The following is a 16,257-nucleotide window of genomic DNA, read 5'->3' on the forward strand; positions in this document are numbered from 1 at the left end:
CCAAGGGCAGAGCATGAATCTGTTGCTGGCCACCTGGGTCTCGGCCATCAATTTCTGGGCCTGGAACATGATCGGGCCGCTGTCCACCACCTACGCCGGCGACATGAGGCTCAGCGCCACGCAAGCGTCGATGCTCGTCGCCACGCCGATACTGGTCGGATCGCTCGGCCGCGTAGCGGTCGGAGCGATGACCGATCGGTACGGCGGCCGCACCATGTTCCTCGCGGTGACGCTGGCCTCGATCGTGCCGGTACTGGCAGTCGGTGCGGCGGGCGAGGCCAGGTCTTACCCGATGTTGTTGGTGTGCGGGTTTTTCCTGGGTGTTGCCGGAACCATATTCGCCGTCGGAATTCCGTTCGCCAACAACTGGTACGCGCCGTCGCGGCGCGGCTATGCGACCGGCGTGTTCGGCATGGGAATGGTGGGTACGGCGCTGTCGGCGTTCTTCACGCCGAGATTTGTGCGGTGGTTCGGATTGTTCCCAACCCACCTCATCATCGCGGTGGCCCTGGCGCTGACCGCGGTGTTGTGCCTTGTGGCGATGCGCAATTCGCCGGCCTTTCAGCCGAATACCGACCCGGTGCTGCCGAAACTCAAGTCGGCGCTGAAACTTCCCGTGACATGGGAGATGTCGTTCCTGTACGCGGTGGTCTTCGGTGGATTCGTGGCGTTCAGCAACTACCTGCCGACCTACATCAAGAACGTCTACGAGTTCTCCTCCGTCGAAGCGGGCTCCCGTACCGCGGGATTTGCGTTGGCCGCGGTGCTGGCCCGGCCGATCGGCGGTGCGCTCTCGGACCGGATACCCCCCAAATTCGTGGTGCTCACCTCCTTCGCCGGGACCGCGGTACTCGCCTTCGTCGCGGTGTTCCAACCGCCCCCTGACGTGTGGTCGGCGGCGACATTCATCGGTTTGGCGATCTTCCTGGGCATCGGCACCGGTGGCGTCTTCGCCTGGGTGGCTCGCCGGTCACCGGCCAAGGAGGTTGGCTCGGTCACCGGAATCGTAGCTGCCGCAGGTGGTTTGGGTGGATACTTCCCGCCGTTGGTGATGGGTGCGACATACGATTCGGTCGACCACGACTACACGGCTGGTCTGCTGCTGCTCGTGGCAACGGCACTGGTTGCGTTGGGCTACACCGCACTCCGATTGCATGCCCACGAACCTGAGCCGGCCAAGGAGGCCAATTGATGAGCAAGCCTCACGTCGGCGGATCGATCGAAGAACTGCTCGAGCGCAGTGGCCGCTTCTTCACTCCCGGTGAGTTCTCCGGCGACCTGCGGACAGTCACCCGCAAGGGGGGCCGTCAGGGCGACGTGTTCTACCGCGACCGGTGGAGCCACGACAAGGTGGTCCGCTCTACGCACGGGGTGAACTGCACCGGATCGTGTTCCTGGAAGATCTATGTCAAGGACGGGATCATCACCTGGGAAACTCAGGAGACCGACTACCCCTCGGTCGGGCCCGATCGCCCTGAGTACGAGCCCCGCGGTTGCCCGCGCGGCGCGGCGTTCTCCTGGTACACCTATTCGCCGACGCGGGTGCGGTACCCGTACGCCCGAGGCGTGCTGGTCGACATGTACCGGGAAGCCAAGGGCCGTCTGAAGGATCCCGTGTTGGCGTGGGCCGACATCCAGGGTGATCCCGTGCGCCGCAAGCGATATCACCAGGCCCGCGGCAAAGGTGGTCTGGTCCGGGTGACCTGGTCCGAGGCCACCGAGATGATCGCCGCCGCCCATGTGCACACGATCAAGACCTACGGGCCGGACCGGGTTGCCGGGTTCTCGCCCATCCCGGCGATGTCGATGGTGTCGTTCGCGGCGGGGTCCCGGTTCGTGGAGCTCATCGGTGGGGTGATGACGTCGTTCTACGACTGGTATGCCGATCTGCCGGTGGCCTCCCCGCAGGTGTTCGGCGATCAGACCGATGTACCGGAGTCCGGGGACTGGTGGGACGCATCGTATTTGATGATGTGGGGATCCAACGTCCCGGTGACGCGCACACCCGACGCGCACTGGATGGCCGAGGTCCGTTACCGGGGTACGAAAGTGGTCACGGTGAGCCCGGATTACGCCGACAACACCAAGTTCGCCGATGAGTGGATGCCGTGCGCGGCGGGCACCGACGGTGCGATGGCGATGGCGATGGGTCACGTCATCCTCGACGAATGCTTTGTGCAGAACCGTGTTCCGTTCTTCGTGGACTACGTGCGCCAGTTCACCGATCTGCCGTTTCTGGTAAAGCTCGAAGAGCGCGACGGTGTGCTGGTCCCCGGGAAGAACCTCACCGCAGCTGATCTCGGCGGGGTTATAGCCGAGCAGGAGAATGCGGCGTTCAAGCCGGTGCTGCTCGACGGGGTCAGCAACAGCGTCGCGGTGCCGCAGGGCTCGCTCGGATTTCGCTTCGGCAAGGACGGCATCGGCAAGTGGAACCTCGACCTCGAAAACCTGACGCCGGCAATGACGGTGTTGGGGGACATCTTCGAGACCGCCGAGATCACGCTGCCGCGTTTCGACACGGTCGACGGAACCGGCGCCACCCTGAAGCGGGGCGTGCCCGTGCGACGGGTCGGCGAGCACCTGGTTTGCACGGTGTTCGACCTGATGCTGGCCCAGTACGGCGTGCACCGTCCCGGTCTCCCCGGCGACTGGCCCACCGGTTACGACGACGCCACCCGGCCCTACACCCCGGCGTGGCAGGAGCAGATCACCGGGGTATCCGCGGGGCAGGTCATCCGGGTGGCACGCGAATTCGCCCGCAATGCCGAGGAATCCGGCGGCCGGTCGATGATCATCATGGGTGCCGGTATCTGCCAGTGGTTCCACGGCGACGCCACCTACCGGGCGGTGCTGGCGCTGCTACTGCTCACCGGTTCGATGGGCCGCAACGGCGGCGGCTGGGCACACTACGTGGGGCAGGAGAAATGCCGCCCGGTGACCGGTTGGGCCGCGATGGCGATGGGCACCGACTGGTCGCGTCCGCCGCGGCAGATGGCGGGCACGTCCTACTGGTACGCCCACACCGACCAGTGGCGTTACGACGGCTACCGGGCCGACGCCCTGTCCAGTCCTGTCGGGCGGGGTCGGTTCCGCGACAAGCACACGATGGACGTGCTGACCTCGGCAGTGGCGATGGGGTGGACGCCCTTCTTCCCGCAGTTCGACCGGTCGAGCCTGGATGTGGTGGACGAGGCCAAAGCCGCCGGACAGGAAGTCCCCGATTACGTGGCCGAGCAATTGGCAAGTGGCGGGCTGAAACTCGCGGTCACCGATCCGGACAATCCGGCCAACTGGCCCCGCGTGCTCAATGTCTGGCGGGCCAACCTGCTGGGCTCTTCCAGCAAGGGCAACGAGTACTTCCTGCGGCACCTGCTGGGCACTACCTCGAACGTGCAAGCCGAACCCACTGGTGAGGACTTGCGGCCCAACGACGTCGCCTGGACCGAGGAGATCCCGGAGGGCAAGCTCGACCTGCTGATGTCCATCGACTTCCGCATGACGTCGACGACACTGCTCTCGGATGTGGTGCTTCCCGCGGCGACCTGGTACGAGAAGGCCGACCTTTCCAGCACGGATATGCATCCGTACGTGCACGCGTTCAGCCCCGCTGTGGATCCCCCTTGGGAAACCCGGTCGGACTACGAGGCTTTCGGCGCGATCGCGCGGGCATTCAGTGCTCTGGCAGTCCGCCACCTGGGTACCCGCACCGATGTGGTGATGGGAACGTTGCAGCACGACACCCCCGGTGCGATGGCCTGTCCCGGTGGCACCGAGCATGATTGGCGGACGACCGGCGAGACGCCGGTGCCGGGTAAGACCATGGGTCCACTGGCGGTCGTGGAGCGTGACTACACGGCGATCGCCGAGAAGTGGTCCGCACTCGGCCCGCTGGTCGAGAGCCTGGGCCTGACCACCAAGGGCGTCACCACCCACCCCGAGCAGGAGGTGTCCGAGCTCGCCGCGAAGTTCGGTGTGATGGATTCCGGTGCGGCACAGGGCCGGCCCGCGATCACCACGGCGGAACGGATGGTCGACGTCATCCTCGCGCTGTCGGGCACCTCGAACGGCCGGCTTGCCGTGGAGGGCTTCAAGGAGTTGGAGAAGCGCACTGGGCGCAGGCTGGTGCACCTGGCCGAGGGAAGCGAGGAGCGCCGGATCACCTACGCCGACACCCAGGCCAGACCGGTTCCGGTGATCACCAGCCCGGAATGGTCCGGCAGTGAGACCGGCGGCCGTCGCTACGCGCCGTTCACGGTGAACATCGAGGAACTCAAACCCTTCCACACGCTCACCGGGCGAATGCACTTCTATGTCGATCACGACTGGTTGGAGGAACTCGGCGAGCAGCTGCCGATCTACCGGCCACCTCTGGACATGGCGAGATTGTTCGGCGAGTCGCAGCTGGGCCGTGACGGCATCGGCCTGACGGTGCGCTACCTGACCCCGCATTCCAAGTGGTCGATCCACTCGGAGTACCAGGACAACCTGTTCATGCTCTCGCTGTCCCGCGGTGGCCCCACCATGTGGATGAGCCCGCTCGATGCGGCGAAGATCGAAGTGAAAGACAACGATTGGATCGAGGCGGTGAACCGCAACGGGGTGCTGGTGTGCCGCGCCGTCGTCAGCCACCGCATGCCCGAAGGGGTGGTGTACGTCTATCACGCTCAGGAGCGGACCATCGACGTACCACTGAGCGAAACCACCGGAAACCGCGGCGGCATTCACAATTCGTTGACCCGGTTGTTGGTCAAGCCCAGTCATCTGGCCGGCGGGTATGCGCAGCACTCGTTTGCCTGGAACTATCTCGGCCCCACCGGAAATCAGCGGGATGAAGTGACGGTGGTTCGCCGCCGGTCACAGGAGGTGAAGTACCAGTGAAGGTCATGGCCCAGATGGCGATGGTGATGAACCTCGACAAGTGCATCGGGTGTCAGACCTGTTCGGTGACCTGCAAGCAAGCCTGGACCAACCGGGCCGGCACCGAGTACGTCTGGTTCAACAACGTCGAAACCCGTCCGGGGCAAGGCTATCCACGCACATATCAGGATCAGGAGAAGTGGCGCGGGGGGTGGAAGCTGGACCGCCGTGGCCGGCTGCGGCTACGCGACGGAGGCCGCCTGGCCAAGCTGGCCAGGATCTTCGCGAACCCGAAGTTGCCGTCGATCGACGACTACTACGAGCCGTGGACGTATGACTACGAGAACCTGACGTCGGCACCGCTGGGTGAACACTTTCCCACCGCTCCGCCGCGCAGCCTGATCACCGGAAAGCCGATGAAGGTGTCCTGGTCGGCGAACTGGGACGACGATCTGGCCGGCTCGCCGGAGATCGTCCCGGGCGACCCGGTCCTCAAGCAGGTCAGTGAGCAGATCAAGCTCGAACTCGAGCAGACCTTCATGTTCTATCTGCCCCGGATCTGCGAGCACTGCCTGAACCCGGCGTGTGTGGCGTCCTGCCCGTCGGGTGCGATGTACAAGCGGTCCGAGGACGGCATCGTGCTGGTCGACCAGGACAGGTGCCGTGGTTGGCGGATGTGCGTGTCCGGATGTCCTTACAAGAAGGTGTATTTCAACCACAAGACCGGCAAGGCCGAGAAGTGCACGATGTGCTACCCGCGCATCGAGGTGGGGTTGCCCACGGTGTGCTCGGAAACCTGCGTGGGCCGGTTGCGCTACCTCGGGCTGGTGCTCTACGACGTCGACCGGGTCCTCGAAGCGGCGTCGGTGCCCGACGACAAGGATCTCTACGAGGCGCAGCGGCAGATCCTGCTCGACCCGACCGACCCCGAGGTGATCGCCGGAGCCCGGGCCGAGGGCATCTCCGACGAGTGGATCGAGGCCGCACAGCGTTCACCGGTCTACAAGCTCATCCACACCTATGGTGTTGCGCTGCCGTTGCATCCGGAGTTCCGGACGGTGCCGATGGTGTGGTACATCCCGCCACTGTCGCCCGTGGTCGACGCCGTCAGCCGGGATGGGCACGACGGCGAGGATGTCGGCAATCTCTTCGGGGCGCTGGAAGCGTTGCGCATCCCGATCGAGTATCTGGCCGGGCTGTTCACGGCGGGCGACACCGCCGTCGTCGAAGGGGTGCTGCGCCGGCTGGCGGCCATGCGGTCCTACATGCGCGACATCAATCTCGGTCGTCAGACCCAACCGCACATCCCGGCCGCGGTCGGGATGACCGAGGAGCACATGTACGAGATGTACCGGCTGCTGGCGTTGGCGAAATACGAGGATCGTTACGTCATTCCGACCGCCTACAGCTCGGAGGCGATACCCGGCGCGGAGGAGCCCGGGTGCTCGCTGTCGTTCGAGGGCGGGCCGGGGATGTACGAGTCGGGTCCGTTCGGTGAGGCCAGCGGTGGTCCGGTCCCGGTGGCGGTGGAGACTTTCCACGCACTGCAACACCGGCAGACCAGCGGCGGCATGGCCGCCAATGCCGAACGGCCGTCGCGGGTCAACCTGCTCAACTGGGACGGCAGGGGAACACCGTCGGGCATGTTCCCGGGAGGTGATCAGTGATTAAGCGTCGCAACCGGACTCGCGACAACACGATGCACGACCGCCTGGTATGGCAGGCGGCGTCTCTGATGCTCGCCTACCCGGACGACGGCCATGCCGACAGGCTGCAGGCCGCAGCCCGCCTGCTGGATCACGTCACCGGTGAGCCCAGGGCGCTGCTCGGCGAAACCGTTGTCGGGCTGAGCCTTCGACCGGCCATGGAGCTACAGCAAGAGTACGTCGAGACCTTCGACCTGCAGAAGCGGTGCACCATGCTGCTGACCTACTGGACGTCGGGGGACACCCGAAACCGCGGCGCGGACATGGTCGAATTCACCCAGACCTACCGTGCCGCGGGGGTTGAGATACCGAAAGGTGAGGCGCCCGATCATCTTCCGGTGGTGCTGGAGTTCGCCGCCACGGTCGACCCCGATGCAGGCCGGCGGCTGCTCGCCAAGTACCGGGTACCGATCGGTGTGGTTGCGCGCGCACTGGCCGATCGGGGCTCGCCGTACTCGCCGGTTGTGGCTGCCGTCGCCGCGACTCTTCCGTCCCTGGTCTCGGTCGACGATGTGGCACAACTCATGATGGCCGGACCGCCAGCTGAATCCGTTGGACTGCAACCTTTTCAACTGACCGTGCCGCCGCGGAGGGCGTAAGGAGACCGCTGAGATGAACTGGGAGATCTTCTGGGACGTAGTGCCGTACGTGACTCTTGCGACTGTCGCCGTCGGCACCTGGTGGCGTTACCGCTACGACAAGTTCGGCTGGACGACGCGTTCATCGCAGCTCTATGAGTCCCGGATGCTGCGGATCGCCAGCCCGATGTTCCACTTCGGCATGCTGGTGGTGTTCATCGGGCACGTCGTCGGACTGGTGATTCCCGAATCGTGGATGAACCTGGTGATAAGCGAACACGCCTACCACCTTCAGGCCGTGGTCCTGGGCGGCCTCGCCGGTATCGCGACGTTGGTTGGCATCGTGTTGCTCATCTACCGGAGGCGGACCACCGGCCCGGTGTTCATGGCCACCACGATCAACGACAAGGCGATGTATGTGGTGTTGGTCGCGGCGATCGTCGCGGGATCAGCCTGCACCCTGATGGGGTCGACACCGGAGGGCGCCGAGCACGACTACCGCGAAACCGTTTCGCCGTGGTTCCGTTCGATCTGGATCTTCCAGCCCCGCGGGGACCTGATGGCCCAGGCGCCCGTGTACTTCCACATCCACGTGATGATCGCGCTGGTGCTGTTCTGCCTGTGGCCGTTCACCCGGCTGGTGCACGTGTTCAGTGCCCCGATCGGTTACCTGTTCCGGCCCTACGTCGTGTACCGCAGCCGCGATGTCGCCGAGCGCAGTGAGTTGGTCGGATCACGGCCGCAGCGTCGGGGTTGGTGAGTCTCCCGCCCGCGGGCGCCAGAAGTAGGGACCTTTGACCCTGCCCCGGCCTGGGACTCAAGGCGCACGATTGTTCGATCGAGCATGTGACCGCACTTGCGGTAGACGGAGGTTGATCGTCATGAAGGGATCTGAACTCGGCGTTCTCACCCGCAGACAGTGCCTGGATCTGCTGGAGGGTGTACGCGTCGGCAGGTTGGTGTTCACCGAGGACGCATTGCCGGCCGTGCAGCCCGTCAACTTCCGTGTGTGGCATGACGATGTGGTGATCCGGGTGGCCGGCGGGCCCAAGCTGATCGCCGCGACCGATCATCAGGTGGTGGCATTCGAAGCCGACGAGCTCGACGCCGATCTACGCACCGGCTGGAGCGTGACCATCGTCGGGCATGCCGAGCACATCACCGACGTGGACGAACAGGTGCAGGTCGCCGGGACGTTCGTCCAGCCGTGGGCGCAGGGGCGGCGCGATCACTTCGTGCGGATACGGTCCGAGAAGATCACCGGGCGTCAGCTCCGGAACCATGCGATGCCGCACTACGGTGCGGCGAGCGGCGGCTAGTACCGAAGCGGGTCGTTGACGACCCGCACGGCGTGGCCCGGGTGCTGCGTCGCGTACAGCGGGTGCATCAGCATCGGGTGGCGGCAGTGCGCGCAGGAAGTCTGCGGGCGGTTCGCCGACGCAAAAGTGAGGTGGTGGCATTCGCTGCATCGGACCATGTAGCAGGCGCCGATCCAGTTGGCCATGCCCACATAGATCGCGACCGTGGTCCCGAGCGCGAGCACCATGATCAAAGCGACCGTGAGCGCTTCATAAACCGTCATCACCGGCACCTCCAAGCCCGCCTATCGCAACGTGACGGATACCTGAAACGGTACTCGCGAAACCTAGGACTTCCTGGCGCGTTTGAAGACCTTGTCCAGTTCTTTACCGCGCAATCCGTTGTGCTCAGCCTTGCGCACCTTGTGCAGAACCAGTGGGCAGCGTTTGCAGCGCGGCTTGCTCTTGCAGCACTTTTTCTTGGGCTTCAGGCCGGCGATTTTTGCGGACTTCAACGTGACGGGGCTCTCTCGTTTTCGTGATCGACCGGCCAACCTGCGAGAATGACGGTGTGGATTCACGCCCGAACTTTCGCAATGTCGCCATCGTCGCCCACGTCGACCACGGCAAGACGACCCTAGTCGACGCGATGCTGCGGCAGTCGGGTGCCTTGACGCACCGCGGCGACGACGCGGTCGAACGCCTGATGGACTCCGGTGACCTGGAGAAGGAAAAGGGCATCACCATCCTGGCCAAGAACACCGCGGTGCACCGGCACCATGCCGACGGCACCATGACGGTGATCAACGTCATCGATACGCCTGGTCACGCCGATTTCGGTGGCGAGGTGGAGCGCGGCCTGTCCATGGTCGACGGCGTGGTTCTGCTGGTCGACGCGTCGGAGGGGCCGCTTCCTCAGACCCGGTTCGTGCTGCGCAAGGCGCTGGCCGCACACCTGCCCGTGCTCCTGGTGGTCAACAAGACCGACCGGCCCGACGCGCGCATCGCCGAGGTGGTCGAGGAAAGCCACGACCTGCTGCTCGACGTCGCCTCCGATCTTGACGACGAGGCCCAGGCCGCCGCGGAGAAGGCGCTGGACCTTCCCACGCTGTACGCGTCGGGACGCGCCGGCATCGCTTCGACGACGCAGCCCGCCAATGGCGAGAACCCCGATGGCGAGAATCTCGACCCGCTCTTCGATGTCCTGCTCGAGCACATTCCGCCGCCACAGGGCGATCCGGAGGCTCCGCTGCAGGCGCTCGTGACCAACCTCGACGCCTCGGCCTTCCTGGGCCGTCTCGCGCTGATCCGCATCTACAAGGGCCGGATCCGCAAGGGTCAGCAGGTCGCCTGGATGCGGGAGGTCGATGGCCATCCCGTCATCACCAACGCCAAGATCACCGAGTTGCTGGTCACCGAGGGCGTCGAACGCACGCCCACCGACGAGGCCGTCGCCGGCGACATTGTGGCCGTCGCAGGCATGCCGGAGATCATGATCGGCGACACCCTGGCCGATACCGATCACGCCCACGCGCTGCCACGCATCACCGTCGACGAGCCGGCGATCTCGGTCACCGTCGGGACGAACACCTCGCCGCTGGCCGGCAAGGTCTCCGGCCACAAGCTGACCGCCCGGATGGTGAAGAACCGCCTCGATGCAGAGCTGGTCGGCAATGTGTCGATCAAGGTCGTCGATATCGGTCGTCCCGACGCCTGGGAGGTGCAGGGCCGAGGCGAGCTGGCGCTGGCCGTGCTGGTCGAGCAGATGCGCCGCGAAGGATTCGAACTGACCGTCGGTAAGCCGCAGGTGGTCACCCGGAACATCGACGGCAAGCTGCACGAGCCGTTCGAGGCGATGACCATCGACTGCCCGGAGGAGTTCGTCGGCGCCATCACCCAGTTGATGGCCGCCCGCAAGGGCCGCATGGAAGAGATGACCAACCATGCCGCCGGGTGGGTGCGGATGGACTTCATCGTGCCCAGCCGCGGACTGATCGGATTCCGGACCGACTTCCTGACCCTGACGCGCGGCACCGGCATCGCCAACGCCGTGTTCGACGGTTACCGACCGTGGGCCGGCGAGATCCGGGCCCGCCACACCGGTTCGCTGGTGAGCGACCGGTCCGGTTCGATCACCCCGTTCGCGATGATCCAACTGGCCGACCGCGGACAGTTCTTCGTCGAGCCGGGCGAGGACACTTACGAGGGTCAGGTCGTCGGGATCAACCCGCGCGCCGAGGATCTCGATGTCAACGTCACCCGCGAGAAGAAGTTGACGAACATGCGGTCGTCGACCGCCGACGTCATGGAAACGCTTGCGCGCCCGCTGGATCTGGGCCTCGAGCAGGCCATGGAGTTCTGCGCCGAGGACGAATGCGTCGAGGTGACCCCTGAGGTCGTCCGGGTGCGCAAGGTGGAGCTGACGGCGTCGCTGCGGGCTCGCGCGAAGGCGCGGGCCAAGGCGCGCGGATAGGTTTCTGGGTTACCCGGCGACTAGGAGCCGTGGCGCGCCAGTAGCGACATCCCCCGCGATATCGCTACTGGCGCAACAGTTCTCAGGCCGCGTCGGTCTTGGAGTCGGACTTTTTGGCGGCGCCGTCGTTCGTAGTGGCTTTGCCCGGCGTCGGGCTGGCGTTGCCACCCTTTAAGCCGAACTTCTCCTTGAGCTGATTGACGCTCGTTCGGAGATCGGTGGTGTCGGGCTTGGTCGGTGTCGATGTGTCCGAGTCCCCGGACACCGTGGCTCCGGTCTGGTGCGTGCTGAAGTTGAGGCTCTCGCGAAGCTGACTCCGTGTCTTCACCAGGGGTGTCGTCTTCTCGACCGTGGGCTGCTTCTTGACCTCCACAGTCTCCTTCGTGACCGTCTCCGGCGCCGGCGGTGCCGTTTTGACGTCGAGGGTGACCAACGTCTTCGGAGCGGGAGGTTCGTTCACATTGCTGGTGACCAATGTGTTCTGCGGATTGTTCGGGTTCTCACTCGGGTCCACGCCAAGCGCTTCGCGGACGACTTCGCGGACGGAGTTCGTCGCCTTCCACAACACGTCGTTCCGGAAGTCCTGAATACCGTCGGCTCGGTTGGGCAACAACGCCTTCAAGCCGATCGGGATGGCCTGCTGGGTCGGGCCGGTGCCCATGAAGGAGTCGGCCACCCACAGTGGAGCGCTGATGTAACTGTCGAGCATGTTGTAGACGGCAACGTTGGGCGCTACGCCGCCGGCGATTTCCATGATGGCGTTGATTGGTCCCAGCGGGGCCAGCGCAAGGCCCTGGGCCAGTCGGAATCCGGAGTCGGCGATGCCTGCGGCGAAACCGGCGAGTGGGGTGAGAACGTCGAGGGGTGTGCTCGTGTCGGCGACGCCGAGGAGGTCGGCGATCGCTGATCGGAGCTGGTTGGTTGCCGCCCACAGCACGTCGTTGCGGAAGGCTTGAATATCGTTGGCGTGGTCGGGAAACAGTGCCGCCAGCCCCTTGCCGGTGAGGCTCGTCTGGTTGATGCCCAGGGCGGGGTCGATGACCCATAGCGGGGCGTCGATGACCTGGCGGATCGCGTTGTAGAAGGCCTGGGGATCGCCATCGGCGACGGCGAGGGCAGCGGCGATGGCGGCCAACGGTAGCCCAGCGACACCTTGGACGAGACGCACCCCGGACTCGGCGAAGCCCTCGAACGCAGCAATCGGATCCGGGCTCGCCAAGAGGCTGATGTCCGCAGCATGAGCGGCTCGCAGCGCTTCGGGGGCCTGCGCGGTGACCGGGCTGATGGTGATTGCGCCGGCCGCGAGTAGCGCTGTTGCTGCTGTCATCGATTGCTTCACACCGACGTGCATGGAGCCCTCCTCTGTTGGTTTTCGTCCCGTGGGCCAGAATTTACGTCATTGCAGAAAACCGCTGAGTAAGAATTTCTCAGGTAAATTTCAGTAGTTGCATACGCAACTACCTCGGAATTGGTGAAGTTTGCTGGCAATCACCGTCCGTGTTGCCTTGTGCAATAGAACGCCGTGGATGTCGGCGATGTTGATTTAGCTGATGGATATCTGCGGATTCAAATATCATTGATGCCCGACGCGCAACCGGACTTGCAGAGGCCTGCTGGTCCGTCGTTTGCCCTGCGAAAATTCATGTTTCGTCCACGGAGCGGCGACAGCGGCGGCCATCACCGCTCGGCAATGCGGCGCGATCACGATTTCGTTGTATTTGCGGCGTTTTGCGGGAAACTCTCCGCGATACCAACCCGAAATGCGGGGCAGCAACCGGATTTGATCTTGGGTTGGGGGTGGCGTAATCGGCCCGTTATCGGCGTCTGGGGGATGCGGGATTTCGCCAGAGGATTCGCGCTCGCGGCGCAACGCGGTCGGCTGGGCGGATCGAGGTGCTGGCGCAGTAGGGCCCCTCAACCGGGTTGAGGGGCCCTACTGCGGTCCAGTGGTTCAGTCGGCGGTGCTCCCCGAATCGGAGCTCGGCTGTTTCTTGCCTTGCTTGCCGCTCAGACCCTGGGCGGTTTTCTTGATCCCGTCGGTAGCACTCTTGATTCCGGCGCCCACGTTCTTGGCGGACTCACGCACGCTGTCGCTGGCCGCGGTGCGCCCGTTGGTCCGAATGGCCTTGGTTGTCGGCGCCGTCTTCGTGCCGGCCGTCACGGCAGCCGGCTTTTCCTTTGGTGCAGAGGCAGATTCGTCAGCCTGCAGCGTCGACGCGTCAGACGTATCGTCGGCCGCAGGCGCCACCTCCTGAACCGCCTCGGTGTCTGTCGAGGTATTGCCCGTGATGCTTGCGTTGCGGTTCACCGCAGGCGCCTTGGCCACGTCCAAAGTGTCCTCCGGAGCCTCCAGCGGTGGCGCACCGAGAGCTTCGGCAATCGTCTGGCGGGCAAGCACCAGGTTCTTGAACACCCCGTTGATCAAGCCGGGGGTATCGCCTCCTGCCGCGAGGTCACCGACGAGAAGGGCGGTGGCGATGTTGGCCGGTGCGGCGAAGATCGCGTTCGCCACTGCGGTCGGATCGCCTGAGCCTGCTGCGTCGACGATGTTCTGGACGGAGGCTGCAGCGGTGCGGACAGTGCTGCTCACGGTTTCGAACGCGTCGAGGCCCAGCCCAAGGGCCATTATCGGGACGGCGGCGGCGACATTGGCGATGTTCTGTGCGATCGCGCCGGGGATCTGCAGGGAAGCCATGAACGGGGTGACAACCAGCTGCACGGAATTCTCCACGAAACTCCACAGCGTCAGGATCGCCGCCTCAGGGTCGCCCGCCCTCAGCTGCGTGGCTGCTGTACCGATGGTCCCGGGTATGTTCGCCAAGATCTGCAGGGTGTTGGCTGCTCCGTAGGTGACGCCGATCGCGAGGTAGTTCAGGTAGGCGAACTGATTGGCACGTAGTTGATTCAAAATCGGCGTGGGGTTGGTCACGGTCGGCACAAGGGCGTCGGACAGGTATGCCCCCGTGTAGATGATCAAGTTCTGCCACGCTTCGAGGGTGGATTGCGTGTCGAGGGTCTGCAGGGCCTCGGGAACTGCCGCTGACGTGAGTTGAACCGACGAGAACTCGATCGAGTGCTCCGCGGTGTGCGGCGGGGGCGCGGCTATCGGGGTGACGGCGATGACGCCGGCGCCTGCTATCGCGATGCCCGCCGTTATATAAGGCCGTAGTGCAAGTAGCAACGGGGTCTCCTTGGTGAGATGTGACGTCGGTCACTCCGGCCGACGAGCAGACGCTATCTGAGAATCGCCTGAGATGGATGTAAAACTGCTACGTGTCCGTCAATTCTCAAAGTTTCGCGCGTCGGGGTGTCGGATATGGTCTGCTGACGTCCCATAAATGGATGGCCTCGGTGGTACTTGCGGTTTGGATCACTTGTATCCATTTAGTCAGTTTCGGTAGCTGCTGGGCTCTTTGCCGAACAGTGCCGGTGCGCGACGGGAGCGCCTTGAGCCGGTCGATACGCTGAGTGGCGTGCCGACACCCCTCCGCCGCGCCCGCCTGACGATCGGGGCGCTCATTTCGGTGCCGGCGCTCCTGTTCAGCGGCTGCACGGTCAGCCCGCCGCCGGCCCCGCAGAGCACCGAGACGACTGAGACGACGCCGCCACCTCCCTTGAAGGCGACGCAGATCATCATGGCGATCGATTCGATCGGTCCGGGGTTCAACCCGCACCTGCTGTCGGACCAGTCCCCGGTGAACGCGGCCGTCGCCTCGATGGTGCTGCCGAGTTCGTTCCGGCCCGTCCCCGACCCGAAGTCCCCGACGGGTTCGCACTGGGAGCTCGATACGACTCTGCTCGAATCGGCCGAGGTCACCAACCAGAACCCGTTCACCGTCACCTACAAGATCCGTCCGGAAGCGCAATGGACCGACAATGCGCCCATCGCCGCCGACGACTACTGGTACCTGTGGCGCCAGATGGTCAGCCAGCCAGGCGTCGTCGACCCGGCCGGTTATGACCTGATCACCGGTGTGCAATCGGTGGAGGGCGGCAAGCAGGCGGTGGTCACCTTCTCCCAGCCCTATCCGGCGTGGCGGGAACTGTTCAATGACATCCTCCCGGCCCACATCATCAAAGATGTCCCCGGTGGCTTCGGCGCCGGCCTGGCTCGGGCAATGCCGGTAACCGGTGGCCAATTCCGGGTGGAAAGCATTGACCCACAACGCGATGAGATCCTGTTGGCGCGCAATGACCGGTACTGGAGTGTGCCGGCCAAGCCCGACCTGGTGTTGTTCCGCCGGGGTGGGGCCCCGGCGGCGCTCGCCGACTCGATCCGCAACGGCGACACCCAGGTGGCCCAGGTGCACGGTGGCGCAGCCACTTTCGCGCAGTTGAGTGCCATTCCGGATGTTCGCACTGCCAGGATCGTGACCCCGCGGGTGATGCAGATGACCCTGCGTGGCGGGCAGCCGAACCTGGCGGAAGCTCAGGTGCGCAAGGCGATCCTGGGCTTGATCGATGTCGACCTGCTGGCCTCGGTGGGAGCGGGCGATGACAACACCGTGACGCTGGCGCAGGCCCAGGTGCGCTCTCCATCGGATCCCGGCTACGTCCCTACCGCACCGCCGGCGATGTCACGGGAGGCCGCGCTGGACCTATTGCGCGGAGCCGGCTATCAGATCGAGCCGGCGGCCGAGCCGCCTGCACCGGGTGCACCGCCTTCGCCTGACAACGGCAGACAGCGCATCACCAAAGACGGCGCCGCGTTGGCCTTGGTGCTCGGCGTGGCATCCAACGATCCGACTTCGGTGGCCGTAGCCAACACCGCGGCCGATCAGCTACGCAACGTCGGTATCGACGCCTCGGTGCTGGCCCTGGATCCGGTTGCGCTCTACGGCGATGCGTTGACGAACAACCGCATCGACGCTGTCGTCGGGTGGCATCAGGCCGGGGGAGACCTGGCCACCAGCCTGGCTTCGCGCTATGGCTGCCGGGCGTTGGAGGCGACCTCCGTTTCGACCGCTGTTCCCGGTATCGCGCCGTCGCCGACGCCGAAGTCCACCACTACTGTCGCGCCCCCCGCGCCGGCCACCACGCCGACAACCACGCAGCCCATACCGGCTCCGGATTCAGGCGAGCTGGTGCAGGCGCCCAGCAATATCACCGGGATCTGTGATCACACCATTCAGCCGAAAATCGATGCGGCACTAGATGGTTCGCAGAATATTGCTGAGGTGATCCAAGCTGTCGAGCCCCGGCTGTGGAACATGTCGACGGTTCTTCCGATCCTGCAGGACACGACGATCGTCGCCGCCGGACCGAGCGTGCAGAACGTCAGTCTCACGGGCGCCGTCCCCGTCGGGATTGTCGGCGACGCCGGCGGCTGGACGAAGGGCCGGTAG

The 16,257-nt window shown here is 65.0% G+C and carries 11 protein-coding genes; 8 read left to right on the plus strand and 3 right to left on the minus strand.

The window, feature by feature from the left end:
* Positions 1-13 precede the first annotated feature (13 nt).
* From ACZYZF_RS16840 to ACZYZF_RS16865, 6 genes are all read left to right on the plus strand, one after another.
* A complete protein-coding gene (locus ACZYZF_RS16840; RefSeq protein WP_463746574.1) occupies positions 14-1,192 on the plus strand; it encodes a nitrate/nitrite transporter in 1,179 nt (392 codons plus the stop codon).
* Positions 1,192-4,878 (plus strand): nitrate reductase subunit alpha, encoded by a 3,687-nt coding sequence (locus tag ACZYZF_RS16845; RefSeq protein WP_463746372.1) that lies wholly within the window; start codon positions 1,192-1,194, stop codon positions 4,876-4,878. The genes ACZYZF_RS16840 and ACZYZF_RS16845 overlap by 1 nt, the downstream gene beginning before the upstream one ends.
* Entirely contained in the window at positions 4,875-6,524 is a 1,650-nt protein-coding gene (gene narH / locus ACZYZF_RS16850) for a nitrate reductase subunit beta (protein WP_463746373.1), read from the plus strand. Before ACZYZF_RS16845 ends, narH begins: the two co-directional genes overlap by 4 nt.
* 32 nt (positions 6,525-6,556) lie before the next feature.
* Complete coding sequence (gene narJ / locus ACZYZF_RS16855) at positions 6,557-7,162, plus strand: nitrate reductase molybdenum cofactor assembly chaperone (protein WP_463746575.1); 606 nt, start codon at positions 6,557-6,559, stop codon at positions 7,160-7,162.
* Between the two features lie 13 nt (positions 7,163-7,175).
* Positions 7,176-7,901 carry a respiratory nitrate reductase subunit gamma gene (narI, locus tag ACZYZF_RS16860; protein WP_463746374.1) on the plus strand — a complete coding sequence of 242 codons (726 nt, stop codon included), beginning with the start codon at positions 7,176-7,178 and terminating at the stop codon, positions 7,899-7,901.
* Positions 7,902-8,022: 121 nt separating this feature from the next.
* The gene (locus tag ACZYZF_RS16865) at positions 8,023-8,460 is read left to right on the plus strand and encodes a pyridoxamine 5'-phosphate oxidase family protein (protein ID WP_463746375.1); all 438 of its coding nucleotides are present in this window, start codon (positions 8,023-8,025) and stop codon (positions 8,458-8,460) included.
* Here ACZYZF_RS16865 and ACZYZF_RS16870 read toward each other — a convergent pair.
* Positions 8,457-8,723: a hypothetical protein gene (locus ACZYZF_RS16870; protein ID WP_463746376.1), complete on the minus strand. Its 267-nt coding sequence runs from the start codon at positions 8,721-8,723 to the stop codon at positions 8,457-8,459. The two genes, ACZYZF_RS16865 and ACZYZF_RS16870, sit on opposite strands and share 4 nt — an antisense overlap.
* 287 nt (positions 8,724-9,010) lie before the next feature.
* Here ACZYZF_RS16870 and typA point away from each other — a divergent pair, with 287 nt between their 5' ends.
* Positions 9,011-10,912, plus strand: a complete 1,902-nt coding sequence (gene typA / locus ACZYZF_RS16875) for a translational GTPase TypA (RefSeq protein ID WP_463746377.1) — start codon at positions 9,011-9,013, stop codon at positions 10,910-10,912.
* Positions 10,913-10,994: 82 nt separating this feature from the next.
* Here the strand turns inward: typA and ACZYZF_RS16880 are convergent, their stop codons facing one another.
* Entirely contained in the window at positions 10,995-12,239 is a 1,245-nt protein-coding gene (locus ACZYZF_RS16880) for a hypothetical protein (RefSeq protein WP_463746378.1), read from the minus strand.
* 624 nt (positions 12,240-12,863) lie between these two features.
* On the minus strand, positions 12,864-14,093 hold the full coding sequence (locus ACZYZF_RS16885) for a hypothetical protein (protein ID WP_463836325.1): 1,230 nt from the start codon (positions 14,091-14,093) through the stop codon (positions 12,864-12,866).
* 283 nt (positions 14,094-14,376) lie between these two features.
* Between ACZYZF_RS16885 and ACZYZF_RS16890 the strand changes: the two genes are divergently transcribed.
* Positions 14,377-16,257: an ABC transporter family substrate-binding protein gene (locus ACZYZF_RS16890; RefSeq protein WP_463836371.1), complete on the plus strand. Its 1,881-nt coding sequence runs from the start codon at positions 14,377-14,379 to the stop codon at positions 16,255-16,257.

The organism is Mycobacterium sp. IDUB_24 (genome assembly GCF_055419385.1).

Coding starts and splice junctions, on each gene's coding strand:
- ACZYZF_RS16845 (WP_463746372.1), top strand. CDS start 1,192: ATGAGCAAGCCTCACGTCGGCGGATCGATCGAAGAACTGCTCGAGCGC.
- ACZYZF_RS16880 (WP_463746378.1), bottom strand. CDS start 12,239: ATGACAGCAGCAACAGCGCTACTCGCGGCCGGCGCAATCACCATCAGC.
- ACZYZF_RS16870 (WP_463746376.1), bottom strand. CDS start 8,723: ATGACGGTTTATGAAGCGCTCACGGTCGCTTTGATCATGGTGCTCGCG.
- narI (WP_463746374.1), top strand. CDS start 7,176: ATGAACTGGGAGATCTTCTGGGACGTAGTGCCGTACGTGACTCTTGCG.
- narJ (WP_463746575.1), top strand. CDS start 6,557: ATGCACGACCGCCTGGTATGGCAGGCGGCGTCTCTGATGCTCGCCTAC.
- ACZYZF_RS16865 (WP_463746375.1), top strand. CDS start 8,023: ATGAAGGGATCTGAACTCGGCGTTCTCACCCGCAGACAGTGCCTGGAT.
- ACZYZF_RS16840 (WP_463746574.1), top strand. CDS start 14: ATGAATCTGTTGCTGGCCACCTGGGTCTCGGCCATCAATTTCTGGGCC.